We start from the raw sequence: 24,646 nt of genomic DNA, 5'->3' as shown, positions 1-24,646 counted from the left end.
CCGGCTTGATGCTTTCAGCGCTGCTTTTTCCGGCGATAGGGCATGGTCATGACGGCAGATGCCGTTACCGCCGCGGCAAAGGTCAGGGCAAGCGGCACGGCCATCATGAGCGCAGGAAGAACCGGGCGGCTGGAGCGGGAGAGCGAGGCGCCGACACCGCCGAGATCGAACCAGAAGATGGCGAAGGCGACCAGGAGACCAAGGCCCGCGCCGAAACCGGCATTGATTGCCAGAAAGCCCAGCATCTCCCAATGGTCACGGCGGGCTTCTTCAGGTGTCAGATCATCAGGATGCAGGGACATGGCTCGGCCTCCGGCTCGGCGATCCCTTCAAACTAGCAGGTTCAACGTACAGTTCCATGTCGCCAAGCGTCGCATGCCCCCAACGACCAGGGATTGGCGCTTGCGCCTTGCCATCGACGATCAATCGGCCTAGCTCATGGCGACAACGATTCCGACCGATGACCCAAAAGACACAGATCCACAGGCTCAAACTCAGCGACTTCCGCAACTACACGCAGGCCGGCCTGACGCTGGACGGGCGCCATGTGGTGCTGGTCGGCGACAACGGCGCGGGCAAGACCAACTTCATGGAAGCGATCTCCTTCCTGTCCCCCGGGCGTGGCCTTCGCCGTGCGGTGCTCTCCGACATTCCAAGGCTCGGGGCTTCGGGGAGCTTCACGGTCTTCGCCGCGATCGACGGGATGGCGGGTGAGGCCGATATCGGCACGGGTACGGAGACCACGGAAGAAGGCAATCTCGTCCGGCGGCTCAGGATCAACGGCGCACCGGCGAAATCGGTCGATGAACTCACCGATCATCTGCGCATCCTCTGGCTGACGCCATCCATGGACGGGCTCTTCACCGGGCCTTCGGCGGATCGCCGCCGATTTCTCGATCGCCTCGTGCTTTCCCTCGACCCCGCCCATGGACGGCGGGCAAGCGACTTCGAGCGGGCCATGCGCAGCCGCAACCGGCTCCTGTCGGAGGGACGCTTCGACCCGACCTGGCTCTCCGGCATCGAGCAGCAGATGGCAGCGCTTGGCATTGCCATGGCGGCAGCCCGGCGCGAGATGCTCGGTCTGCTTTCGGGGCTGATCGAAGCGGACAGGCAGACATCCGCTTTCCCCTCCGCCTCTCTCGCTTTGACAGGCTTCCTCGACGATCTGGCCGATTTGCCGGCCTTCGAGTTCGAGGAACGCTACATAGAGCTGCTGGCCCAGTCGCGGTACCGGGACGCTGCGGCAGGACGCACGCTGGACGGGCCGCACCGCGCGGATCTGATCGTCCGGCACATCGAGAAGGACATGGATGCGGAACGCTGCTCGACCGGCGAGCAGAAGGCACTCCTGATCGGCCTCATGCTCGCCCACGCGCGCCTGGTGGCAACGATGACGGGCTTTGCACCGATCCTGCTGCTCGACGAGATCGCCGCGCATCTGGACGAAGGACGGAGGGCGGCCCTTTTCGAACGGATCGACGTGCTCGGCGGCCAGGCCTTCATGACGGGGACAGACAAGGCGATGTTCTCGGCGCTCGGCGACCGGGCGCAGTTCGTCACGGTACGGGATGGCAACATCGATGGCTGAGACGCCTTTTCATCTGTTTTCCCGAATGGCAAGGTGACGTCCATGGATCCGCTGTCACCCGAAGAACTCTCTCGCTATCACCGCCATATCCTGCTTCCGGAAGTTGGCGGCCATGGGCAGCAATTGCTCAAGGGCGCGCGCGTGATGGTGATCGGTGCCGGCGGGCTAGGCTCGCCTGTGCTGCAATATCTGGCTGCTGCAGGCGTCGGCACGCTCGGGATCGTCGATGATGACGGGGTGTCGTTGTCCAACCTTCAGCGGCAGGTCATCCATGACACGGGAACACTCGGCGAGAGAAAGACCGAAAGTGCCGCCCAGGCCCTGGCGCGGCTCAACCCACATTGCCGGATCATGCGGTATGAGGCGCGCTTCGATGCCGGCTTCGCACGGGATTATCTGCCGCGCTACACGCTTCTGATCGATGGGTCCGACAACTTCTCCACGCGCTACGCGGCGGCTGATGCCGCGGAGCTGGCGAAGGTGCCACTGGTGACGGGCGCTGTGGGGCGGTTCGACGGGAGCGTGACGGTGCTCAAGCCGTATGAAGCGGCGCCGGATGGGCAGCTTTATCCGCGCTACACCGATCTCTTTCCCGAACCGCCGCCGGAAGGCCTTGTACCCGCCTGTGCGGAAGCGGGCGTGATCGGGGCGCTCACCGGCGTGATCGGCACACTGATGGCGATGGAGGCGATCAAAGTGATCACCGGGATAGGCGAACCTCTGGTCGGGCGCCTGTTGCTGTATGACGGGCTGGCGGCCCGCTTCGACACGGTTCGCTACAAGCGACGGGCTGGCGCATGAGCGTGACCATCCGCCGGATCGACGAGCGCTTTGCGCGTCATGAGGAAATGCTGGCGCTGATCAAGGGCTCCTTCGCCTACATGGACGGCGTGATCGACCCGCCCTCCTCCGCGCATCGGCTGACCGTCGCCACGCTCAAGGACAAGATCAGGGACGAGATCGGGCTGATTGCTGAAATCGACGGGTGGCTGGCCGGCTGCGCCTTTCTGCGCCCGGAACCGGAGTTCCTCTATGTCGGCAAACTGGCGGTCGCGGCAAAAGCCCAGGGCACCGGTATCGGCACCCGGTTTCTTGCGGAGAGCGAAGTCATCGCCCGGCAGTTGGGAAAGCCGGGACTCCGGCTCGAGACAAGAATTGAACTGACAGGCAATCACCGACGCTTCGCCGCCTGGGGCTTTGTCCGCACCGCCGAGAGAAGCCATGCCGGCTATGACCGCCCCACCTTCATCGAGATGCAGAAGTCGCTGGCCTGACGGCCCTCAGCTCCTACTCGGCAGGACACGGTTCGGCGGGCGGTGGCCGTCGAAATAGGTGCGGATGTTGATGATCACCTTGTCGCCCATGTCGATGCGGCCTTCGATGGTGGCCGAGCCGGTATGCGGCAAAAGCACGACCTTGCCTTCGTTGGCGAGCTTCACCAGCTTCGGATTGACCGCAGGCTCGTTCTCGAAGACGTCGAGGCCGGCGCCGGCGATCTTGCCGGTACGCAGTGCCTGGACAAGCGCATCCTCGTCGATGATGTCGCCACGGGCCGTATTCACCACATAGCTGGTCGGCTGCAGCAGTGCCAGGCGTCGGGCCGAGAGCAGGTGGAAGGTCGCCGGCGTGGAGGGGCAGTTGACCGAAACGATGTCGACGCGAGCGAGCATCTGGTCGAGGCTGTCCCAATAGGTCGCCTCCAGCTCGTCCTCGGTCGCCGGATTGACCCGCTTGCGGTTGTGATAATGGATCGACAGGCCGAAAGCCTTGGCGCGGCGGGCAACAGCCGTCCCGATGCGGCCCATTCCGATGATACCGATGCGCTTGCCCCAGATGCGGCGCCCGAGCATCCAGGTGGGCGACCAGCCCTCCCATTCGCCCGGCTTGTCCATCAGGACACGCGCGCCCTGCACGAGGCGGCGCGGAACCGCAAGGATAAGCGCCATGGTCATGTCGGCGGTATCTTCGGTCAGAACGTTCGGCGTATTGGTAACGGTGATGCCCTTCTTCGCCGCCGCATCGATGTCGATATGATCAGTGCCGTTCGAGAAACTGGCGATCAACTTCATCTGCGGGCCGGCCTCGGCAATGAGAGCGGCATCGATTCGGTCGGTGACAGTCGGGACCAGAACGTCTGCCGTGCGAACGGCCTCGATCAATTCTTCGCGCGTGCGTGGCCCGTCTTCGACGTTCAGCTCGGCATCGAACAGCTCGCGCATGCGCGTTTCCACGGCATCCGGCAGTTTCCGCGTGATGTAGACCCTGGGTCTTTTCCTGTTTGTCATGGACCGGACCGATGCCTTCTTCAGAACTCGTTAACCAAGTCGCGGGATACTTCGCTTCTCAGGAAGGCAATTTCTACCAAACCCGTCGGCGAAGACAAACAAAACTCGTCGGCTCGCGGCGGATTTGTCCGGAACTCGCGTGACGCGTGACGGGGCGGTCAGAAAGCGCTTCATTTCCACAGCTTAGCCCGGAATGACCATGTTTCATAATCTGTGCCGCGCCAGCCTAGCCTTCAGCGTCCTTGCGCTGTCTCTCGCGGCTGGCCCGATCGCCGGTCATGCCCAATCCACGACCAAGGGTTCAACCGGCCTGCCGCTGCCACGCTTTGTCAGCCTCAAGGCGGAGCGGGTCAATCTCCGTATCGGCCCGAGCACCGACTATGCGGTGTCCTGGCGCTATCTGAAATCCGGCCTGCCGGTCGAGATCATCCGCGAATACGAAAACTGGCGCCAGATCCGGGACGCCGATGGGACCGAGGGCTGGGTGAGCCAGTCTCTGCTGACGGGCGAGCGCACGGCGGTCGCTGCGCCGTGGATGCGCGGCAATGGCGAGAACATCTATGTGATGATGCGGCGTGATTCGAATTCTTCGGCAGCCGTCATCGCCAAGCTCGAACCCGGCGTCGTGCTGAAGCTCGGCGAATGCAACGGCAACTGGTGCAGCGCCGAGACGGGCGGCGTCAGCGGCTGGGTCTCGCAGAACGAGATCTGGGGCGCCTATCCGGGCGAGGCCTTCAAATAAGGCCTGCTGTCGCGGCACCCTTCTGCAGGGACATCATCGGACGCGGGCCGATCTGCTGGATGACGATGCCGGCGGCATAACATCCGAGATGGGCGCAATCCTCCAGGCTTCGGCCATTGGTGTAACCGAAGAGGAAGCCGGAAGCGAAGAGATCGCCGGCACCCGTCGTATCGACCACCGTCTCCACCTTCGTTGCGGGTACACGGATGCGCTTGTCGTCCTTGACCACCACGGCACCCTGATCGCCCATGGTGACGGCCGCAAGCTTGCAGTCCTTCGCGATCAGGTCGAGGGCCTCGGCAAAATCGTTGGTTTCGTAGAGCGAGAGCGCTTCCTGCTCGTTGGCGAAGACGATATCGACCGTGCCGGAGCGCATCAGATCGAGGAATTCGGCGCGATAACGCCCGACGCAGAAACTGTCGGAGAGCGTCATTGACATTTGCTGGCCGGCCTGATGCGAGATGCGGGCACAGTCGAGGATCGCCTGCTTGGCACGCGGCGGATCCCAGAGGTAGCCCTCGAAATAGGTGACCTTCGATTTCGCCACCACGTCGGGCTCGACGTCCTCCGGGCCGAACTCGACGCAGGCGCCGAGATAGGTGTTCATCGAACGCTCGCCGTCTTCGGTGACGAAGATCATGCTGCGGGCCGTCGGCGGCTGGCTGCCCAGCGGCCGGGTTTCGAAATGCACGCCCTGGGCGCGGATATCGTGGGTGAAGATCTCACCCAACTGGTCTTCCGCAACCTTGCCGAAATAAGCAGCCTTGCCCCCGAAATTCGCAATTCCGGCCGCCGTGTTGCCCGCGCTTCCGCCGGAGGCTTCAACGGCCGGACCCATCATGCCGTAGAGCCGTTCGGCCCGCTCCGCGTCGATCAGGTTCATGGCGCTCTTGGTGATGTCGTTTGCGATCAGAAACTGGTCGTCGCAGCGAGAAATAATGTCGACGATCGCGTTTCCGACAGTCAGGACATCGAACTGGCTCATGGTGGGCGGGCTCCGTTTGCGTGCCAGACGGTCATAGCCGTTTTTCCGGCGATGGGAAGGGGCAAGCGGTTCAACGTCATCCTGCCGTTACATCGCCGGGCTAAGAATGCGCGCATGGACGGCCAACTCCCCTTGGACGTCCGACAGGACCACGACAGGTCCGCACGGGACAGCTGACCACGGATGTACTGGCGGCGAATCCCGACCCGGCATGACGTCGGGCGTGAAAGCAGGCAATGGCCTGCTTTTGTCGTTTATGGCGGATTGGCTGGGAGCGGCAGGGGGCCTAAGAAGGCTCTACCTTGCCATTCACGAGTCGATTTTCATGACAGCTGTTGCCCAGGACGTCCTCCCCATCTTCCTCCTCATTCTCTTCGGTTGGGCTCTCGTCCGGCTGAAGATCCTTGCAGCGGAGATTGGCGACGGTCTTGGCGATTTCGTCTTCAAGGTCGCCGTTCCACTGCTTTTGCTCAGAACCATCGCCAATGCCGACTTCCACGGCGCATCCCCGTTTCGACTGTGGATTGCCTATTTTTCCGGGGTTTTCGTGGCCTGGGTCGTGGGCCATCTTGTCGCGACGCGCGTGTTCAAGCGAGACCCGCGACTCGGCGTGCTGGCGGGTGTTTCGTCCGCCTTTGCCAACAATGTCTTTATCGGGCTGCCGCTCGTGGAGCGCACGGTGGGGCCGGAGGGGATCGTGGCCATGTCGATCCTGCTCGCCATCCATTTGCCGCTGATGATGATCGCGGGTGTTCTGGCCATGGAGCGGGCCGAACAGAAGAGCGGCGGCAGAAAGGCCGAGAGCATTGTTGCCGTGCTGAGGCAGGTCGGCATGAACCTGATCCGCAATCCGCTGATCATCGGGCTCGCGGGAGGCATCCTGCTACAGATCGCAGGCACACCCGTTCCCGCCCTGATCGATGGCGTCGTCGCGCAGGTGGCCGGCATGGCGGCACCGGCAGCACTGATTTCGCTCGGCATGACGCTGAACAAGTATGGCTTGGCCGGCAATGTCAGGATCGCCGGCAGCATCTCGCTGCTGAAGCTCGTCCTGATGCCGGGCGTCGTGTGGATCGCCTCGATACTGCTGGGGCTGTCGCCACAATGGACGGCGGCTCTTGTCCTGACCTCTTCGGTCCCCACCGGCATCAATGCCTGGCTGATCGCAAGCCGCTTCGGTGTCGGGCAGGGTCTCGCCGCCTCGGTGATCACGCTTTCGACCGCAGCCGGCGTGGTAACCGTTTCCCTCTGGGCCCTGCTGCTGCTTTGACGCCGAGAAACGCAAAACGCCCGGCCGCAAGGGCCGGGCGCATGATTGGATAAGATCTGAAAGGTCAGTCCTTGAAGATTACGGCGTGGCCGGCTGTGCGGGTGCAGGCTCGGCCGGAGCGGTCTCTGCAGGTGCCGCAGGCGCTGCGTCTGCGGGTGCGGCCGGCTCAGCAACGACCGGGGCTTCAGCCGGTGCTTCGGCGGCATCTGCCGGGGCTGCATCTGCCGGAGCAGCCGCTGCATCGGCGGGTGCGGCCTCAGGCGTCGGCAGCGCAACGGGGCTGTCCGCCATGGTGTGCAGGTACACGATCAGGTTGGCGCGCTCGTCGTCCTTCTTGAGACCGGCGAAACCCATCGCAGTGCCCGGGATGTGTTTCTTCGGAGCGAGCAGGAATTCGTTCAGGTGGTCCCAGGTCCAGAGCACTGTGCCGCCCTGGGAGAATTCCGTCATGGCAGCCGAATAGCCGAAGCCTTCATGCGTGGCGATCGGGCGGTCGACAAGGCCATAGAGGTTCGGGCCAACCTTGTTGGCGCCGCCCTTGTCGACGGTGTGACAGCTCGCACACTTCTTGAAAGTGGCTTCGCCGGCAGCTGCATCGGCGCTGGCGAGAAGAACGGCAATCGGCGTCGCTGCGACTTCGGGTGCTGCGTCTGCCGGTGCAGAATCTTCGGCGACGATGGCAAAGCCCTCCGTCTCAGGCGCTTCCGCGTGGAAAATGCCTTCCGAAGCGATCGACACAGACATCAGGACGAAGACGGTGCCGAGAAAGGCACCCACGCCCATATTGGTATAAGAGTTCATCTGCAAAGCTCCCCGTGCAGCCGGCCGATGAGCAACCGGACGATCTTGAAATCGCGCGGAACCTATGTCTTTTGCATAACACATGCAACACGATTATGGTCCCGCAGCTGGGACTATTTGACACTTCTGTTCGGTGATTTGAAGGGGTTATGGACATGAATGAAGGCGGAACAGCCAAAACCCTGATCCTGATCCCGGCCCGCATGGCATCAACCCGTCTTCCGGACAAGCCACTGGCCGATATCGGCGGGCTGCCGATGATCGTGCAGGTCGCAAAAAGGGCTCAGGAAGCGGAAATCGGGCGAATCATCGTCGCCGTGGATGACATCAGGGTTTTCAACGCTGTGGCAGATGCTGGATTCGAGGTCGTGATGACGCGTGGCGACCATCAGTCGGGCTCGGACCGGATCTTCGAGGCGCTCTGCAAGGTCGATCCCACGGGCGAGGCCCAGATCGTTATCAACGTGCAGGGCGACCTGCCGACGATCGACCCGCAGACCATTCGCGCAGCATTGAAGCCGCTCGAAGATCCGCAGGTGGATATCGCGACGCTCACCGTCGAGATCGAGGACGAGCAGGAGAAGACCAATCCCAACGTGGTGAAAGTCGTCGGCTCTCCGCGCAGTGCGGACCGGCTGCGCGCGCTTTACTTCACACGCGCAACCGCACCCTACGGGCCTGGGCCGCTCTACCATCACATCGGCCTCTATGCCTACCGACGCGAAGCGCTCGAACGCTTCGTCTCGCTTTCGCCCTCGGCGCTTGAAAAGCGCGAATCGCTCGAGCAGCTCAGGGCGCTCGAAGCCGGCATGCGGATCGATGCCCAGGTGGTGAAGACAGTCCCGCTGGGCGTGGACACGGCCGACGATCTGGAAAAGGCGCGCCGCATTCTCTCCGCTTCCTCTAATGCAGGACATTAATCCCTTGGCACCGACGAACAAGATTTCCTTCCAGGGCGACTACGGCGCAAATTCCGACATGGCCTGCCGCGACATGTTTCCGGACATGGAGCCCCTGCCCTGCCCGACATTCGAGGATGCCTTCGTCGCGCTGGAGAATGGTGATGCGGATCTCGCGATGATCCCGATCGAGAATACCCTTGCCGGTCGCGTTGCCGACATTCACTATCTCTTGCCACTGTCGCGCCTGCATATCGTCGGCGAATACTTCATGCCGATCCGCTTTCAGCTGATGGTGCTGCCGGGCGTGAAGCACGACGAAATTCGCACCGTGCACAGCCACATCCATGCGCTGGGGCAATGCCGCAAAATCATCCGCAGCCATGGCTGGAAGGCCGTGGTTGCCGGCGATACCGCCGGAGCTGCCAAACTCGTGTCGGAAAAGGGAGACCGCAGCATGGCAGCGCTCGCCCCCCGGCTCGCCGCACCGCTCTACGGGCTCGACATCATCGCCGAGAATGTCGAGGATTCAGAGAACAACATCACCCGCTTCGTGGTGCTCGCGCGTGACGAGGACGACCAGAAGCGGTCGACCGCCGACGAACTGTTCATCACCACCTTCGTGTTCAACGTGCGCAACATTCCGGCCGCCCTCTACAAGGCAATGGGCGGTTTTGCGACGAACGGGGTGAACATGACCAAGCTGGAAAGCTACCAGATCGGTGGCAAGTTCACGGCCACGCAGTTCTATGCCGATATCGAGGGGCATCCGGACGACGCCCCCGTTCGCCGGGCGTTGGAGGAGTTGCGCTTCTTCTCCGAGAAGGTGCGCATTCTCGGCGTCTACAAGGCGCATGAAATGCGCGGCAAGCTCTGATCAGGCCGATGGCGGCTCAATGCCGCCATTCGAACCAGTCGGCGATTAGGCGGCGGGCAATGGTGCCTTCGATCGGCAGTGTCCGGCCGTCGAAGGATCCTTCCGACAGCATGCTGCCGATCTCGTCGCGGGTGAACCAGCGGCAATCCTCGAGCTCGGCGGTGTCGAATGTGATGTCGAAGGTCGTCGCCTCTCCGTAGCAGCCGATCATCAGCTGGTGCGGCATGGGCCAGGGTTGCGAAGCGTGATAGCGGACGCGACCGACAACGATGCCCGATTCCTCCCGCGTTTCGCGACGGACGGCATTTTCGATCGTTTCCCCCGGCTCGACAAAACCGGCGAGCGAGGAATACATGCCCTCCGGAAAGCGCGGGCTTCTGCCCATCAGACAGCGATCATTCTTCTCGTCAACGACGAGCATGATGGCGACCGGGTCTGTGCGCGGGAAGATCTCATGGGCGCAGGCCGAGCAGATGCGCTTGTAACCACCGATTCGGCCTTCCATTCTGCCACCGCAGCGGCCGCAGAAACGATTGTCGGCGTTCCAGCGCAAGAGGCTGAGCGCCTGGGCGACTTCGCCCAGCAGCGCGTCACCGACGAGGGCATCACGGAAGAGCGCGCGGGGATCGGCCGGCTTGTAATGGGCGGCGAGTGCCTCCGGTGCGACATTGACGGGGACCGCGAGACGTGGTTCGCCGGAGGCCTGATGGCCCAGCAGGATCGCGTCATCGAAGTTCGGTTGCAGTTCCGCCAGCTCGTAAGGCGCAAACAGAGGATCAAGCACCTGGCCGTCATGCTTGAGCACAAGCTGGGTGCCCGAGAAGGCGAGAATATGCATCCCCTCGACCTTCAGCGCCGTTTCGAGCGAGGTCTCGTCACGATGTTCGCTGTCGCGGTCGAGCATGTTACCGGAGAAGGCCGTGAGCTCGCTGGGTTCCAGATGGGGGGCACGGTTGAGGAAAATCGAATTCTTCATTGGAATGCTTCAAGTATCCTGTGCTTCATGGCCTCGAAGGCCTTCTCTTCATAGGGGACAGACTGGCCGAAACCCCAGATCGGGCCGGGCCAGTTCGGATCATTCTCGACACGCGCGACGACATGGACGTGAAGCTGGCGCACGATATTGCCGATTGCGGCGATGTTGATCTTGTCGGCGCCGGTCACCTTCTTCAACACCGTCCCCACTGTCACCTGCTCGAAGGTGAGCATTGCCTGATCGAGCGGCGTGAGATCGAAAACCTCGCTGACGTCGGAACGTTGCGGCACAAGAATCAGCCAGGGCCAGCGACTGTCGCGTGCCAGCCGCAGGTCGCAAAGACCGAGCTTCAGGATCGACTCGCTGTCTCTCGCGAGGCGATGATCGAGGGCGAATGGCTGCACGGTGTTTCTCTCCGCTTTGTTTTCAATGACGCTAGCAGTTTTTTCCGCGCTTGGCTTGCATTTGGCGACTTTATTGCCGATATGTCTCCTCGGGAGGTTGGTGGTGGACGAGCCACTCGCCAACCGGGTCAGGTCCGGAAGGAAGCAGCCCCAACGAGCACGGCACGGGTCATCGTGCCAGCCTCCCACCTCATCTTCATTCCCGGCCCCTGTTTGCAACATGGGCCGTGCCATGCCCGGCCGCGGGCGAACGGGGAAGCTGGCAACGCGATGAGCGAGTTCGAGCCGACTGCAGAGGCCAAGGCCGCCCCCGGCGGTTACCGCGTTCTCGCCCGCAAATATCGCCCCAAGGATTTCACAGACCTGATGGTCGGCCAGGAGCCGATGGTGCGGACGCTGACGAATGCGTTCGAGACCGGGCGTATCGCCCAGGCCTATATGCTGACCGGTGTGCGCGGGGTGGGCAAGACAACCACGGCCCGCATTCTGGCGCGGGCGCTGAACTACAAGACCGCTGAGATCGACAAGCCGACGATCGACCTGCGTATCCCCGGCGAACATTGCCAGGCGATCATGGAAGGCCGGCATGTCGACGTGATCGAGATGGATGCGGCCTCGCATACCGGTATCGACGACATCAGAGAGATCATCGAGCAGGTGCGCTATCGCCCGGTTTCGGCGCGCTACAAGGTCTATATCATCGACGAAGTGCACATGCTGTCGACGGCAGCCTTCAACGGGCTTTTGAAGACGCTCGAGGAGCCGCCTGAGCATGTGAAATTCATCTTTGCCACCACCGAAATCCGCAAGGTTCCGATCACCGTGCTCTCCCGCTGCCAGCGCTTCGATCTGCGCCGGATCAGTGCTGGCGATCTCGTCGGGCTGTTTTCGACCATTGCATCGAAGGAAGGCATCGAAGCTGAGGAAGAAGCGCTTGCGATGATCGCACGTGCAGCCGAAGGTTCTGCGCGTGACGGTCTGTCGCTGCTCGATCAGGCCATCGCCCATGGCGGCGGTATTGTACATGCCGATGCCGTGCGCGCCATGCTGGGTCTCGCCGACCGGGCCCGCATCGTCGACCTCTTCGAGCAGGTGGTGCGTGGCGACGTCGCTGCGGCACTCGCCGAATTCGGCAGCCAGTACGAAGCGGGGGCGAACCCGACCGTAGTGCTGACCGACCTTGCAGACTTCACCCATCTGGTGACCCGGCTCAAATACATTCCATCGGCTGCGCAGGACCCGTCGCTCACCGAAGTCGAACGCGTTCGGGGTGCCGAGCTTGCCGAGAGCGTGGCGGTGACCACGCTGTCGCGCATGTGGCAGATGCTGCTCAAGGGCATTCCGGAAGCAGAGGGCTCGTCGCGCCCGGCAGGGGCTGCCGAGATGGTGCTGATTCGGCTCGCCCATGCGGCGCATCTCCCCTCGCCCGAGGATGCCGCGCGACGCCTGCTCGAACTCTCCAATGGCGACGGCGGCGCAGAGCGCGGGCCGTCCGCACCCCGCCCGAACGGCAGTGGCGGCGGCGCCTCGATGGCCTTGCGGGCCCAGGCCGTGGCCCAACCTTCGCAGGACAGCGGCGCTCGCCCGGCGATGAGCCAGCCCGTGGCGCATCTGCAGAGCGTGCAGGCCGGTGACGCCCTGCCGCAGACGATTGAACGCCGCGAAACCAAGGTCGAAGAGGCGCTGGTTCCGGGTGTGCAGGTCGAGACGCTGGACGATATCGCGGATCTCTGCACCAAGAACCGCGCTCCGGTCTTGCGCGCGCAGCTTCGCCAGTTCGTGCATCTCGTGAAGATCGAGCCGGGCCGGCTGGAAATTCGCCTGGAAGCGCAATGCCCGCCTGCGATCGTCAACGAACTGAAGATGAAGCTCAGCGAGTGGACCGGCATTACCTGGTGGGTGACGCTGTCCAACGAGGCGGGCGCTCCGACGCTGGTCGAGGTTGAGAAAACAACCCGGGAGGCACGGCTAGTCGATGCCCGACAGGACCCCGATGTGGCCGCGATCCTCGCACGCTTCCCAGGCGCCAAGGTGACCGACGTCCGGATCAAGGCGGCGGCGATCGAAGACGACGACATCGTGGCGGCACCGCCGGCTGTGGCGGAATCGGCCGAGGGCGATATCTTGCCCGGCGACGACATCGAATTCTAGGGCTCATGCCCTCCCGGCAGAACACGACAACAATCCAAGGAGACGACGATGCGCGACATCATGGGCATGATGGGCAAGGTCAAGGAAATGCAGTCCAAGATGGAGAAGATGCAGGAAGAGATCGCTGCACTCGAAATCGAGGGCAAGTCCGGCGGTGGCCTGGTCACGGTGATCCTGACCGGCAAGGGCGAGATGCGCAGCATCAAGATCGACCCGTCGCTGTTCAAGGAAGACGATGTCGAAATCCTCGAAGACCTGATCGTCGCCGCTCACAAGGACGCCAAGGACAAGGGCGAAGCCCAGGCGCAGGAAAAGATGGCGGCACTGACCGCAGGCATTCCGTTGCCGCCCGGCATGAAATTCCCGTTCTGATCAAGAGGGCCGATCGGGTCTGTCAAAGATAGACCCGATCGCTCCAAGGATTTTCCCCCTCGCGCAGAAAAGCCAGGCTCTGGCGCCAGAAACCATCTTCATGGCGGGCGTGGAAGAGGTCGAAGTGACCGACCCGGTCAAAACCCAAGTCTTGTGGTGCGAGCATCACCTTGGTCACCGGCGACCGGCGGTAACAGCGCATGGCCCGGTTGACCGCTTTTGCTGTCGCGATCTCATCATCTGACATGGTGACGCTGAGGATCGGGCCGGTTGCGGTTGCGAAACGGTCGCACATGACCTCGGCGGCCTCGCGCGAGAGGCCCTGCTCCGCCCTGCCCTGTTGCAGCCCCCAGCCATAGGCGACCCCTTTTGGCAGATCCTCAAGCCAGCCCAGGCGCTTGCCCGGGAAGTGGCCGAGGGCAAGGGTGATCGCCGGCATGACGACATGCCATTTGAGAAATAGGGGTAAACGGCGTCTCGGCCGATAATCGCCCCAGTACCCAAATTGTCCGCCGACCGAGAGCATGGACGAGACGCGCCCGACCGCCGGTGAATAGCCCGGCAGGAAGCCGCCGATGCTGTGACCGACGACGATCACGCGTCCTGCCTGGTCCTCCTGGAGGGCATGACGCAGGGCCGCGTCGAAATCCTGCTCACCCCACTGGCGCCAGGTGAATGTGGAGCCTTTGAGACTTTCGGGACGCGACAGGCCGATGCCACGATAGTCATAGGTGAGCACGGTAAAGCCATTTGCCGCGAGATGGGCGGCATAGCGGTGGTAATAACGGGCATGCACACCGGTCGCCGGATTGATGATGACGGTCGCTGATGGCGCGGTTCCGGCATGCCGCCACCAATGGCCGGTCAGACGCACCCCGTCGGCTGCGGTCAGCTCTGTTGTGCTCGGTTCCATCACCCCTCCCATGCGGGGCGGCATGATGGCGAGAAGCGACACAAGGGTAAAGCGTGGAAGCCTACGACCTTCGGCGGACGCTCACATGCCGCCTGCGCGGATTGCGTCCTTCACCTTGTAATGGACTGGAGCTGCGAGATAGCGGGGGCGATCGGCCTCGCTCAGCCTGCGGCCGAAGGTCGCCATCATCTCGCGCATCGTCACACGGTCACCGCGCCAGGGCGTGAACTCGACGGATTGGCCGGCCTCGACCATGCCGCCCTGCAAGACCCGCGCATAAGCACCAGGACGGGCTGCGCGGGTGTAGCGCTTGACGAAGGTCGGTTCGCCCATCTTGGCGGCGAAGGTGGCGCAGGGGATGCGCGCGGAGGTGACTTCAAGAAGCACCTCGCCGACCGCCAGCCGGTCGCCGGCTGCCAGCATGGCGCTTTCCAGGCCTTCGATCACAAGATTTTCGCCGAAAGTGCCGTAGGGCAGATCGCGACCGAGTTCGGCGCGCCACCAGTCGAGATCGATCGAGCCTTCGATATAGACAGCCTGATCGACCCCGCCATGATGCTTGCGGTTGAGGATCGCGTCGCCGACCAGACCCTCAGCGTCAATCATGATCGGACCCTGGATGGCCAGCTTGTTGATGCCGGTCTTATATTTCTTGCCGGGCAGGATCTCGGGCCGCCCGAGACATACGGCGAGGATTTTCATCTGGGGCACCCCTTCGGCGATTCCGTTCGCCGTCTATATGGGCTAGAAACGCCGCCATGGCAAAACGAGTCACCGGCCCCGAAATCGAGAAACTCATCCAGCTTCTGGCAAAAGTGCCGGGGCTTGGACCACGCTCGGCACGGCGTGCGGCGCTGCATCTTATCAAGAAGAAGGATCAGTTACTCGGTCCACTCGGCCATGCCATGGGCGAGGCCTATGACAAGGTGAAGATCTGCTCCTGCTGCGGCAATGTCGACACCGTTGATCCCTGCACCGTCTGCACCGACGTCGCGCGCGACCAGTCCGTCATCATCGTCGTCGAGGATGTCTCCGACCTCTGGGCGCTGGAACGCGCAGCCGCGATGAATGCCGCCTACCACGTGCTGGGGGGCACGCTGTCGCCGCTTGACGGGATCGGCCCTGATGATCTCAACATCAAGGGGCTGATCGACCGGGTGGCCAAGGGCGGGATTCGCGAGATCATCATCGCCGTCAATGCGACGGTCGAGGGACAGACCACAGCACACTATATAACCGACCACCTGACAGGACTCGACGTCAAGATAACCCGGCTCGCCCATGGCGTGCCCGTTGGGGGTGAGCTCGACTATCTGGACGAAGGTACATTGTCTGCGGCGATCAGGGCCCGCACCGCGATCTGACGGACATTCCGGGAGGAAACATCGATGGCACGAACTCGCAAGCCGCTTCGCTTGTTGATGGCGACCGTTTCACTGGCATTGGCCGGGAGTTTCGCCGCCCCGGTCGAAGCCGCCTCACGCAGCGCCGTCGAGGCGCAGTTCCGGCAATGGATCGCTGGTGATCTCTGGCGCGCCGCTCAGGAGGGCGGGATCAGCAAGGAGACCTTCGACAGGACGCTTCAGGGCGTGCGGTTGAACTGGGATCTGCCGGATCTCGTGCCGCCCGGTACGGCGCCCCCGAAGGAACAGACACAGAGCCAGGCGGAGTTCAGCTCGCCCGCCGCCTATTTCAACGAAAAGCGACTTCAGGGATTGGCCGCCACCGGTCGCAGCCTTGCGGACCAGCATGCTGCGACGCTGCGCAAGGTTGAAGCTGCCTATGGCGTTCCAGGCCCCGTGATTGTTGCCATCTGGGGACGCGAATCCGGCTATGGACGGGCGAAGCTGCCGCATCCGGCAATCGACGTGCTGGCGACCAAGGCCTTCATGTCGACGCGCAAGCCGATGTTCCAGCAGGAGTTGATTTCGGCACTGCATATCGTCGCGAGCGGAGATGTGAGTGCCGACAGACTGATGGGCTCCTGGGCCGGCGCTCTGGGACAGCCGCAATTCATGCCGGGAAGCTACCTGAAATATGCCGTCGACTTCGATGGCGACGGCAAGCGCGACATCTGGAATTCGGTGCCGGATACCCTTGCATCCATAGCCAACTATCTGGTGAGGAACGGATGGCAGAAGGGCCGGGACTGGGGCTTCGAGATCACGATAGCCGATGGCGTATCCTGTGCGCAGGAAGGGCCTGACAGGGCCAAGCCTGTCTCTGCCTGGGCGAGCGCCGGGATTTCCCGGATCTCCGGCCGGGCATTTCCGTCGTCGGAATCTTCTCAGCCGGCGATGATGCTGGTGCCGGCCGGCACCTTTGGGCCGGAATTCCTGGTCACGCCGAATTTCTATGTGCTGAAGGAATACAACAATTCCGACCTTTATGCGCTGTTCATCGGCAATCTCGCGGACCGGATCGCGCATGGCGGCGGTGCGTTCAAGGCATCCTGGGGCGATATCGGCAAGATGCTGCGCTCGGACGTGCTCGCCATGCAAAAGGTGCTCGTTGCGCAAGGTTACGACGTCGGCAAGGTCGATGGCCTGCCCGGCTTCAAGACACGCCGGTCGCTTGGCGAATGGCAGGCCAAGAACGGGATGACGCCCACCTGCTACCCGAGTGCTGATCTCAAGGCGAAGCTGCGCTGAGACCCGCCATCAGTGGGGGTCGATATGCGTCTGGTGGAAGATATCGTCCGCCGGGGGGATCGCCTGGCGCTCGATCATCCGGTGGACCCGGGGCGGACGGTCGCCGTAGTGCAATTCCAACAGGCGGTCGGTGATATCCGCATCGGCCTTGGTGCGGCGCTGGTTGTGGCGGACATAATCGACCCAGGTCGGCACGTGATAGGTTTCCGTCCAGATGTCAGGATTTTCAAGGTCGCGCATCAGCGCCCAATTGCGTGCGCCGTCGCGCAAGCGAATGCGGCGGCGCTCGACCATGATCCGCAGGAACTCCGGAACATCTTCGTCGGCAATCTCGAAATCGACATGAATGACGATCGGGCCGCTGCGCGGCCGGATGTCGAGCTTCAGGGACGGCTCGTTAAAGCGGTTCAGCGGATCGAGATCGAGGGTGGCGAAGGCAGGCATGGGGAGGAAGAAGCCGATGAAGACGCCAACCATCATCAAAAGGCTCGATGCCACCAGTGCATGACCGGAACCGTAGCTTTCGGCGACACTGCCCCAGAGCCAGCTGCCCGTCGCCATGCCCCCGAAGGTGGCCGTTTGATAGAGCGAGAGTGCGCGCCCGACGACCCAGCGAGGGGCCGAGAGCTGCACGACCGTGTTGAAAAGGGAAAGCGCCAGAACCCAGCAGGCGCCGGCGACCATCAGCGCAAGCGCCGTGATCCAGACCGAGGTGCTGATGCCCGTGACCGCTGCGGCGACCGCAAATCCGGCGAAGGCGGCGCGGACGATATCCTCACTTGAGAGGAGTTCTCGCGCACGCTGGTTGGAAAAGGCGCCGAGGATGGCGCCGAGGCCGAAGGCCCCGAGCAGGCCACCGAAGGTCAGCGGTCCGCCCGCCAGTTGGTCACGGGCGACAATCGGTAGCAGCGAGAGGATTGCGGTTGCCGTCAGACCGAAGACGAAACCGCGAAACAGGACCTTCCCGAGGTTGGGCGACATCGCCACGTAGCGCAGCCCGGCACCGATGGCGGACCCCAGATGTTCGCGTGGCAGCGGGTTCTTCGGAATGTTCGGCTGCCAGCGGAAGAGCGCATAGGTGATCGCGAAATAAGACAGCGTGTTGACGGCAAAGGCGGCTGCAGCACCTGCGGCTGCCACGATGGCGCCGCCGATGGCAGGGCCGACGCTGCGGGTGATGTTGAAGCCCATGCTGTTGAGCGAGACGGCCGAGGGCAGATCGGCGCGCGGGACGAGGTCGCCGACCGAGGCCTGCCAGGACGGATTGTTGAGCGCAGTGCCACAGCCGATCAGGAAGGTGAAGGCCAGGAGCGCCCAGGGCGTGATCAGATCGAGAAACGCGAACAGCGTCAGGAGCGCCGAGACCACAATCATGAACAGCTGGGCAGCAATCATCACCCGGCGGCGATCGAAGCTGTCGGCGATGGCTCCAGCGACCAGGGACAAAAGCATGATCGGGCCGGTGTTCGATGCCTGGACAAGGGCCACCATATTTTCTGAAGTGGAGATCGATGCCATCATCCAGGCGGCACCGACGCCCTGGATCAAACCACCGAGATTGGACGAGATGCTGGCAAGCCAGATCCGGCGATAGGCTTCGTTGCGGAGGGGCAGAAGCGGAGAGCGGTGTTCGTGTGTGGACATGTCTCGACTTTTCTCGACGCATTCGCCATCGGGAACGGCTGCGGTCGCCACGACCTTGCCTTGCGCAACGCATGAAAGGCAAGATTGTTTTGCCCCATGCGCGAAAAGCTTGCAAAAGTCGGGGCAGTCGCGTATATGACCTTCAAATTCTTGATCGACAGATGAAGGGTGGGCCCGGAAGGACCCGCTCTTTTTTATTGGCGATCATAGCCAATCGGGAGTAAAACGATTGTCCGAAGACATGCCGACGCCGGAGCCCGGCGAAGCACGGATCATCACCGAAACGGGCCTTGACCGTCGTATCGCTGACATTATCGAGCCCGTGCTCGTCGCGATGGATTTCAAGCTGGTTCGCGTGCGCATGATGAACCAGAACGGAATGACGCTGCAGATCATGGCAGAGCGCAACGACGGCACGATGGATGTCGAAGGCTGCGAGGCCGTATCGATGGCCGTATCGCCTGTCCTCGACGTCGAGGATCCGGTCGACAAGGCCTACCATCTGGAAGTTTCGTCGCCGGGCATCGACCGGCCGATGGTGCGCAAATCGGATTTCAGCCGTTGGCAGGGCCATATCGTGAAGTGCGAGACATCGATCCTGGTCGATAACCGCAAGCGCTTCCGCGGCAAGATCACCGACGTGAACCAGGACGGTTTCACCCTGGAACGCGACCAGGTAGCCTATGGCGAAGAACCGAAGGTGGTCATCCCCTTCAATACGCTCGCCGAGGCGAAGCTCATTCTGACGGACGATCTGATCCGTGACGCGCTCCGAGCCGACAAGCTCGCCAAGGCGCAGGCCGCGAACCAGAACGACGAAGACGACAGCGAAGAATAACGTTTGACCTATAGCCCGAGGCCGATGCCCGGGCGTGAAGACGGAGACCTAAGACAATGGCAGTCAGCGCTAACCGGCTCGAGCTCTTGCAGATCGCAGATGCCGTCGCCCGTGAAAAGGTGATCGACCGCGAAATCGTGCTCGCCGCCATGGCCGACGCGATTCAGAAGGCTGCCCGGTCGCGCTACGGCAGCGAGACCAACATCCGCGCCGACATCAATTCGAAGACCGGCGAGATCCGTCTGCAGCGTCTTCTGGAAGTGGTCGAGAAGGTCGAGGACTACGCGACCCAGATCGCTCTCGAACTCGCCCGCGACCGCAATGTCGATGCCAAGCTCGGCGACTTCATCGCCGATCCGCTGCCGCCAATGGACTTCGGTCGCATCGCCGCGCAGTCGGCCAAGCAGGTCATCGTGCAGAAGGTGCGCGAAGCCGAGCGTGACCGCCAGTTCGACGAATTCAAGGACCGCGTCGGCGAGATCGTCAACGGCACCGTCAAGCGCGTCGAATACGGCAATGTGATCGTCGATCTCGGCCGGGGCGAAGGCATCATCCGTCGCGACGAGATGATCCCGCGCGAAGCCTTCCGTTACGGCGACCGCGTGCGTGCCTATGTCTACGACGTGCGCCGCGAACAGCGCGGCCCGCAGATCTTTCTGTCGCGTACCCATCCGCAGTTCATGGTGAAGCTGTTCACCATGGAAGTGCCCGAAATCTACGACGGCATCATCCAGATCAAGTCGGTTGCCCGTGACCCCGGTTCGCGCGCCAAGATCGCCGTCATCTCGAACGATAGTTCGATCGATCCGGTCGGTGCCTGCGTCGGTATGCGCGGCTCCCGCGTTCAGGCCGTCGTCGGCGAGCTTCAGGGCGAAAAGATCGACATCATTCCGTGGAGCCAGGATCCGGCTTCCTTCATCGTCAACGCCCTGCAGCCGGCAGAAGTCGCCAAGGTTGTTCTCGATGAAGACGCAGAGCGCATCGAAGTGGTCGTTCCTGACGAGCAGCTGTCGCTGGCCATCGGCCGTCGTGGCCAGAACGTACGCCTTGCGTCGCAGCTGACCGGCTGGGATATCGACATCATGACGGAAGCCGAGGAATCGGAGCGCCGCCAGAAGGAATTCAACGAGCGTACCAACCTGTTCATGGACGCGCTCGACGTCGATGAAATGGTCGGCCAGGTTCTGGCGTCCGAAGGCTTTGCCCAGGTCGAGGAAGTGGCTTACGTCGATCTCGACGAAATTGCTTCGATCGACGGCTTCGACGAAGACACGGCACAGGAAATCCAGACCCGCGCCCGCGAGTACCTCGAGAAGATCGAGGCCGAGATGGACGCGAAGCGCAAGGAACTCGGCGTTGCCGACGAACTGCGCCAGATCGAGGGCATCACCTCGCAGATGATGGTCGCACTCGGCGAAGACGGCATCAAGACGATCGAGGACTTCGCCGGCTGCGCCGCTGACGATCTCGTCGGCTGGAGCGAGCGCAAGGACGGCGAGACGAAGAAGTTCGAGGGCCTGTTCTCGAAATTCGAGATCTCGCGTGCAGAGGCCGAGGCCATGATCGTGCGGGCGCGTCTTTCTGCCGGTTGGATCACCGAGGAAGACCTCGCAGCCGAAGCGGAAGTCGAAGCTGAAGGCGAACTCGAAGGCGAAGAAGCCGAGCAGGCAACGTGATGGGCGCGCAGACGCCCGACGCGACAGAGGCCGAAGACGATTTCGACTTCTCCGACGCGAACGGACGCATGTGCATTGCCACCCGCGAAAGCGGATCGCCCGAAACGCTCCTGCGTTTCGTGGCCGCGCCTGACGGGACGGTCGTCCCGGATCTGAAGCGGACGCTTCCGGGCCGGGGCTGCTGGGTCAGCCCCAGCCGGGAGGCAGTCGAGAAGGCCGTGGCGAAGAAACTCTTCGCCCGGGCCCTGAAACGAGATGTGAAGGCGGATCCGGATCTCGGATCCGTGGTTGAGCGGCTTCTGGTCGCGCAGCTGATCGGAATGATGAACATGGCGCGCAAGGCCGGCCAGTTCGTCACCGGGGCGGCGAAAGTCGAGGCGGCAGTACGAAGCGGTGAGGCCATTGCGGTGTTCCATTCGCAGGATGCCGCAGCGGATGGCGTGAGAAAGATCGACCAGGCCCGTAAGGCCTGGCACCTCGGAACGGGGGCGAAGGCGGAAGTGCCCGCTTTCCACCTTCTGACCGGGGCGGAATTGGAAGAGCAGATGGGCCAGAATGCGTTTATCCATGCTTGCGTGCTTGCAGGGCAGGCAGGTGAAGGTGTAGTGAAGCGCGCAACTCTGCTCGAAACCTATCGCGGCCACGCGCCGCAGGTCTCGGGCGCTGGCCCGAAATCACAATGACGCGGTCACCGGCACAGGTCGGCCTCCGTGGTTTAGGACAGTATGTGAACGGCGAGGCCTGATGCTCGGCATCCGGCCTCGCTCGAAGGAACGGGAACGGAATGACCGACAACAAAGACGACAAGACAATCGGCGTGAAGAAGACACTCACCTTGAAGCCCTCAGGGATGAGCCAGGGTACCGTGCGCCAGGACATGGGGCGCGGCCGTACGAAGTCGGTCGTCGTCGAGACGGTGAAGCGCCGCCCGACCCGCCCGCTGGACGAAAAGCCACCGATTACACCGGTTACCCCTGTTCGTGCGGAACCGGTCGCGGCAGCTCCGACGCCAGCACCGACACAGGCGCCTTCGCCGGCTGCGGCACCCGTTGCAGCGGCCCGCCCGGCACCAGCACAGCAGCCGCAGCGCCCACAGCGCCCCCAGCAGCCGCAGCGCCAGCAACCTTCGCAGCCGCCGCGCCAGCAGGAACGCCCGCGTGGCGCCGTTCTGCACGACCTGTCGGCCGGCGAAATGGAAGCGCGTCGCCGCGCTCTCGCCGAAGCCCAGGTTCGTGAAGTCGAGGAAGCCAAGCAGCGCGTGATCGACGAGGCTCGCCGCAAGGTGGAAGCCGAGGAAGCCGCACGCGTGGCCGCCGAAGAGGCAGCGCGCCGCGCTGCCGAACCGCAGCCCGAACTGCAGGCGGAACCCGACGCTGCTGCCGAGCCCGCTGAAGCGCCGGTGGCTGCTGCGCCCGTCGCTGTGAACCGTACGGCCATTCCGGCACCCGGCGCACCCGGATTCGTGCGTGGGCGCAAGACCAATGACGAAGACGATAGCCGCGCCTCTCCGCGGACGATCCCCGGCCGCGGCAAGGTCGCCATGCCCGTGGCTCCCAAGGTCCCTGCCCGTCCGAAGGTCGAGGAAGACCGTCGTCGTGGCAAGCTGACAGTCACCACGGCCAATGTCGAGGATGACGGCACGGCACGCGGCCGTTCGCTGTCTGCCATGCGCCGCCGGCAGGAGAAGTTCCGCCGCAGCCAGATGCAGGAAACCCGCGAAAAGGTCATGCGCGAGGTCATCCTGCCGGAAACCATCACCATTCAGGAACTGTCGCAGCGCATGTCCGAGCGCGCCGTCGACGTCATCAAGTACCTGATGAAGGAGGGCCAGATGATGAAGCCGGGCGACGTCATCGACGCCGACCTCGCCGAGCTCATTGCCACCGAATTCGGTCACACCGTGAAGCGCGTTTCGGAATCCGACGTTGAAGAAGGCATCTTCAATGTCAAGGACGACGAAGGCGAGCTGGTGTCGCGTCCGCCCGTGGTCACGATCATGGGTCACGTCGACCACGGCAAGACCTCGCTGCTCGACGCCATCCGCAAGACTTCGGTCGTATCCGGCGAAGCCGGTGGCATCACCCAGCATATCGGTGCCTACCAGGTCGAGCAGAACGGCCAGAAGATCACCTTCATCGACACGCCCGGCCACGCCGCCTTTACGGCCATGCGTGCCCGTGGTGCCCAGGCGACAGATATCGCGATCCTCGTGGTTGCCGCCGACGACAGCGTGATGCCGCAGACGATCGAATCGATCAACCACGCCAAGGCGGCCGGTGTGCCGATCATCGTGGCGATCAACAAGATCGACAAGCATGAGGCAAACCCGGACAAGGTTCGTCAGCAGCTTCTGCAGCACGAAGTCTTCGTGGAATCCATGGGTGGTGAAGTGCTCGACGTCGAGGTTTCGGCGAAGAACAAGCTGAACCTCGACAAGCTGCTCGAAGCCGTGTTGCTGCAGGCCGAAATCCTCGACCTGAAGGCCGACCCGACGCGCACCGCCGAAGGTACCGTTATCGAAGCCCAGCTCGACCGCGGTCGTGGCGCGGTTGCAACCGTTCTCGTCCAGAAGGGTACGCTCAAGCCTGGCCAGATCATCGTGGCCGGCGACCAGTGGGGCCGTGTTCGTGCGCTGGTCAACGACCAGGGTGATCACGTCAAGGAAGCCGGACCTGCCATGCCGGTCGAGATTCTCGGCCTGTCGGGTACGCCTGCTGCCGGTGACAAGTTCGCCGTGGTTGAAAACGAGAGCCGCGCCCGCGAAATCTCGGAATATCGCCAGCGTCTGACCCGTGACAAGGCCGCAGCCCGCCAGTCGGGTCAGCGCGGCTCGCTGGAACAGATGATGAGCCAGCTGCAGAATACAGGCTTCAAGGAATTCCCGCTGGTCATCAAGGCCGACGTGCAGGGTTCCGTCGAAGCAATCATTGCGGCTCTCGACAAGCTCGGCACCGACGAAGTGCGCGCTCGTATCGTCCATTCGGGCGCCGGAGCGATCACGGAATCGGATATCTCGCTCGCCGAGGCATCCAACGCCGCGATCATCGGCTTCAACGTGCGTGCCAATGCTCAGGCCCGCACCGCCTCCGAGCGTGCCGGGATCGAGATTCGCTACTACAACATCATCTACGATCTGGTGGATGACGTGAAGGCAGCGATGTCGGGTCTGCTCTCTCCGGAGCGTCGCGAAACCTTCCTCGGCAATGCCGAGATCCTCGAGGTGTTCAACATCACGAAGGTCGGCAAGGTCGCGGGTTGCCGCGTCGTCGAAGGCAAGGTCGAACGTGGTGCCGGCGTGCGCCTGGTGCGCGACAACGTCGTCATCCACGAAGGCAAACTCAAGACGCTCAAGCGCTTCAAGGACGAAGTCGCCGATGTGCCGATGGGTCAGGAATGCGGTATGGCCTTCGAGAACTACGAAGACATCCGCGCCGGCGACACGATCGAGTGCTTCCGCGTGGAACACATCACGCGTACGCTCTGATTTCAGGCGTTTCGAACCACGACCCCTTCGGGCGCCGGATCTTCCGGCGCTCGCTGTTTATGGGGATCATGAGCTCCGGCGCATCGTCGG

General features: G+C 62.9%; 24 protein-coding genes and 1 other RNA gene. 16 read left to right on the top strand and 9 right to left on the bottom strand.

All coding sequences use genetic code 11. The annotated features are described in order from the left end of the window. Nucleotides 1-14: 14 nt before the first annotated feature. On the bottom strand, nt 15-302 hold the full coding sequence (locus tag QTL56_RS16185; RefSeq protein WP_245134104.1) for a hypothetical protein: 288 nt from the start codon (nt 300-302) through the stop codon (nt 15-17). Nucleotides 303-460: 158 nt separating this feature from the next. Here QTL56_RS16185 and recF point away from each other — a divergent pair, with 158 nt between their 5' ends. Genes recF through QTL56_RS16170 form a run of 3 tightly spaced genes read left to right on the top strand, consistent with a single transcriptional unit; the run spans nt 461 to nt 2,862 of the window. Then, nucleotides 461-1,588: a DNA replication/repair protein RecF gene (recF, locus tag QTL56_RS16180; protein ID WP_245134102.1), complete on the top strand. Its 1,128-nt coding sequence runs from the start codon at nt 461-463 to the stop codon at nt 1,586-1,588. 42 nt (nt 1,589-1,630) lie between these two features. After that, on the top strand, nt 1,631-2,389 hold the full coding sequence (locus QTL56_RS16175; RefSeq protein WP_229573646.1) for a molybdopterin-synthase adenylyltransferase MoeB: 759 nt from the start codon (nt 1,631-1,633) through the stop codon (nt 2,387-2,389). Continuing rightward, nucleotides 2,386-2,862, top strand: a complete 477-nt coding sequence (locus tag QTL56_RS16170; protein ID WP_245134101.1) for a GNAT family N-acetyltransferase — start codon at nt 2,386-2,388, stop codon at nt 2,860-2,862. The genes QTL56_RS16175 and QTL56_RS16170 overlap by 4 nt, the downstream gene beginning before the upstream one ends. A 6-nt stretch (nt 2,863-2,868) precedes the next feature. On the opposite strand, the gene QTL56_RS16165 is transcribed toward QTL56_RS16170, so the two are convergent. Further along, the gene (locus QTL56_RS16165; protein ID WP_229573649.1) at nt 2,869-3,873 is read right to left on the bottom strand and encodes a 2-hydroxyacid dehydrogenase; all 1,005 of its coding nucleotides are present in this window, start codon (nt 3,871-3,873) and stop codon (nt 2,869-2,871) included. Nucleotides 3,874-4,072: 199 nt separating this feature from the next. Between QTL56_RS16165 and QTL56_RS16160 the strand changes: the two genes are divergently transcribed. Further along, nucleotides 4,073-4,615 (top strand): SH3 domain-containing protein, encoded by a 543-nt coding sequence (locus QTL56_RS16160; RefSeq protein ID WP_229573650.1) that lies wholly within the window; start codon nt 4,073-4,075, stop codon nt 4,613-4,615. Here QTL56_RS16160 and QTL56_RS16155 read toward each other — a convergent pair. Then, the gene (locus QTL56_RS16155; RefSeq protein ID WP_245134099.1) at nt 4,608-5,600 is read right to left on the bottom strand and encodes an adenosine kinase; all 993 of its coding nucleotides are present in this window, start codon (nt 5,598-5,600) and stop codon (nt 4,608-4,610) included. The genes QTL56_RS16160 and QTL56_RS16155 overlap by 8 nt on opposite strands. A gap of 325 nt (nt 5,601-5,925) precedes the next feature. Between QTL56_RS16155 and QTL56_RS16150 the strand changes: the two genes are divergently transcribed. Continuing rightward, complete coding sequence (locus QTL56_RS16150) at nt 5,926-6,870, top strand: AEC family transporter (protein WP_229573652.1); 945 nt, start codon at nt 5,926-5,928, stop codon at nt 6,868-6,870. A gap of 78 nt (nt 6,871-6,948) precedes the next feature. Here the strand turns inward: QTL56_RS16150 and QTL56_RS16145 are convergent, their stop codons facing one another. After that, the gene (locus QTL56_RS16145; protein ID WP_245134097.1) at nt 6,949-7,671 is read right to left on the bottom strand and encodes a c-type cytochrome; all 723 of its coding nucleotides are present in this window, start codon (nt 7,669-7,671) and stop codon (nt 6,949-6,951) included. 155 nt (nt 7,672-7,826) lie between these two features. On the opposite strand from QTL56_RS16145, the gene QTL56_RS16140 reads away from it, so the two are divergent. Continuing rightward, the gene (locus tag QTL56_RS16140; protein WP_245134094.1) at nt 7,827-8,591 is read left to right on the top strand and encodes a 3-deoxy-manno-octulosonate cytidylyltransferase; all 765 of its coding nucleotides are present in this window, start codon (nt 7,827-7,829) and stop codon (nt 8,589-8,591) included. Then, on the top strand, nt 8,578-9,447 hold the full coding sequence (locus tag QTL56_RS16135; RefSeq protein ID WP_229573655.1) for a prephenate dehydratase: 870 nt from the start codon (nt 8,578-8,580) through the stop codon (nt 9,445-9,447). Before QTL56_RS16140 ends, QTL56_RS16135 begins: the two co-directional genes overlap by 14 nt. Nucleotides 9,448-9,463: 16 nt before the next feature. Here the strand turns inward: QTL56_RS16135 and nudC are convergent, their stop codons facing one another. Together nudC and QTL56_RS16125 are read right to left on the bottom strand one after the other, a co-directional pair. Further along, entirely contained in the window at nt 9,464-10,423 is a 960-nt protein-coding gene (nudC, locus tag QTL56_RS16130) for an NAD(+) diphosphatase (RefSeq protein WP_245134092.1), read from the bottom strand. Continuing rightward, a complete protein-coding gene (locus QTL56_RS16125) occupies nt 10,420-10,854 on the bottom strand; it encodes an HIT domain-containing protein (protein ID WP_370660366.1) in 435 nt (144 codons plus the stop codon). Before QTL56_RS16125 ends, nudC begins: the two co-directional genes overlap by 4 nt. A gap of 65 nt (nt 10,855-10,919) precedes the next feature. Here QTL56_RS16125 and ffs point away from each other — a divergent pair. The 3 genes from ffs to QTL56_RS16110 all read left to right on the top strand — a co-directional run bounded on the left by ffs (nt 10,920) and on the right by QTL56_RS16110 (nt 13,350). Further along, nucleotides 10,920-11,016: signal recognition particle sRNA small type (gene ffs, locus QTL56_RS16120), an RNA gene on the top strand. An 81-nt stretch (nt 11,017-11,097) separates the two neighbouring features. Beyond that, nucleotides 11,098-12,978 carry a DNA polymerase III subunit gamma/tau gene (locus QTL56_RS16115; protein ID WP_245134087.1) on the top strand — a complete coding sequence of 627 codons (1,881 nt, stop codon included), beginning with the start codon at nt 11,098-11,100 and terminating at the stop codon, nt 12,976-12,978. Between the two features lie 48 nt (nt 12,979-13,026). Continuing rightward, nucleotides 13,027-13,350 carry a YbaB/EbfC family nucleoid-associated protein gene (locus QTL56_RS16110; RefSeq protein WP_229573663.1) on the top strand — a complete coding sequence of 108 codons (324 nt, stop codon included), beginning with the start codon at nt 13,027-13,029 and terminating at the stop codon, nt 13,348-13,350. A 22-nt stretch (nt 13,351-13,372) separates the two neighbouring features. On the opposite strand, the gene QTL56_RS16105 is transcribed toward QTL56_RS16110, so the two are convergent. Continuing rightward, nucleotides 13,373-14,263, bottom strand: coding sequence for an alpha/beta hydrolase family protein (locus QTL56_RS16105; protein ID WP_245134084.1), 891 nt, complete (start codon nt 14,261-14,263; stop codon nt 13,373-13,375). 81 nt (nt 14,264-14,344) lie between these two features. Continuing rightward, nucleotides 14,345-14,965, bottom strand: a complete 621-nt coding sequence (locus QTL56_RS16100) for an MOSC domain-containing protein (protein WP_245134081.1) — start codon at nt 14,963-14,965, stop codon at nt 14,345-14,347. 56 nt (nt 14,966-15,021) lie between these two features. On the opposite strand from QTL56_RS16100, the gene recR reads away from it, so the two are divergent. Beyond that, on the top strand, nt 15,022-15,627 hold the full coding sequence (gene recR, locus QTL56_RS16095; RefSeq protein WP_229573666.1) for a recombination mediator RecR: 606 nt from the start codon (nt 15,022-15,024) through the stop codon (nt 15,625-15,627). A gap of 57 nt (nt 15,628-15,684) precedes the next feature. Continuing rightward, entirely contained in the window at nt 15,685-16,914 is a 1,230-nt protein-coding gene (locus QTL56_RS16090) for a lytic murein transglycosylase (RefSeq protein WP_245135453.1), read from the top strand. Between the two features lie 9 nt (nt 16,915-16,923). Here the strand turns inward: QTL56_RS16090 and QTL56_RS16085 are convergent, their stop codons facing one another. Beyond that, on the bottom strand, nt 16,924-18,558 hold the full coding sequence (locus QTL56_RS16085; RefSeq protein ID WP_229573668.1) for an MFS transporter: 1,635 nt from the start codon (nt 18,556-18,558) through the stop codon (nt 16,924-16,926). Nucleotides 18,559-18,799: 241 nt separating this feature from the next. On the opposite strand from QTL56_RS16085, the gene rimP reads away from it, so the two are divergent. From rimP to infB, 4 genes are all read left to right on the top strand, one after another. Then, complete coding sequence (gene rimP, locus QTL56_RS16080) at nt 18,800-19,396, top strand: ribosome maturation factor RimP (RefSeq protein WP_229573918.1); 597 nt, start codon at nt 18,800-18,802, stop codon at nt 19,394-19,396. Between the two features lie 56 nt (nt 19,397-19,452). Continuing rightward, entirely contained in the window at nt 19,453-21,072 is a 1,620-nt protein-coding gene (gene nusA / locus QTL56_RS16075) for a transcription termination factor NusA (RefSeq protein WP_229573669.1), read from the top strand. Beyond that, nucleotides 21,072-21,755 carry an RNA-binding protein gene (locus tag QTL56_RS16070; protein ID WP_229573670.1) on the top strand — a complete coding sequence of 228 codons (684 nt, stop codon included), beginning with the start codon at nt 21,072-21,074 and terminating at the stop codon, nt 21,753-21,755. The genes nusA and QTL56_RS16070 overlap by 1 nt, the downstream gene beginning before the upstream one ends. Before the next feature lie 101 nt (nt 21,756-21,856). Next, nucleotides 21,857-24,556: a translation initiation factor IF-2 gene (gene infB / locus QTL56_RS16065; protein WP_245134079.1), complete on the top strand. Its 2,700-nt coding sequence runs from the start codon at nt 21,857-21,859 to the stop codon at nt 24,554-24,556. Nucleotides 24,557-24,646 lie beyond the last annotated feature (90 nt).

Origin of the sequence: Peteryoungia algae, from assembly GCF_030369675.1 — a bacterium.
In the GTDB taxonomy this organism is placed as follows: domain Bacteria; phylum Pseudomonadota; class Alphaproteobacteria; order Rhizobiales; family Rhizobiaceae; genus Allorhizobium; species Allorhizobium algae.
This window is presented reverse-complemented; position numbering and strand designations above follow the sequence as displayed.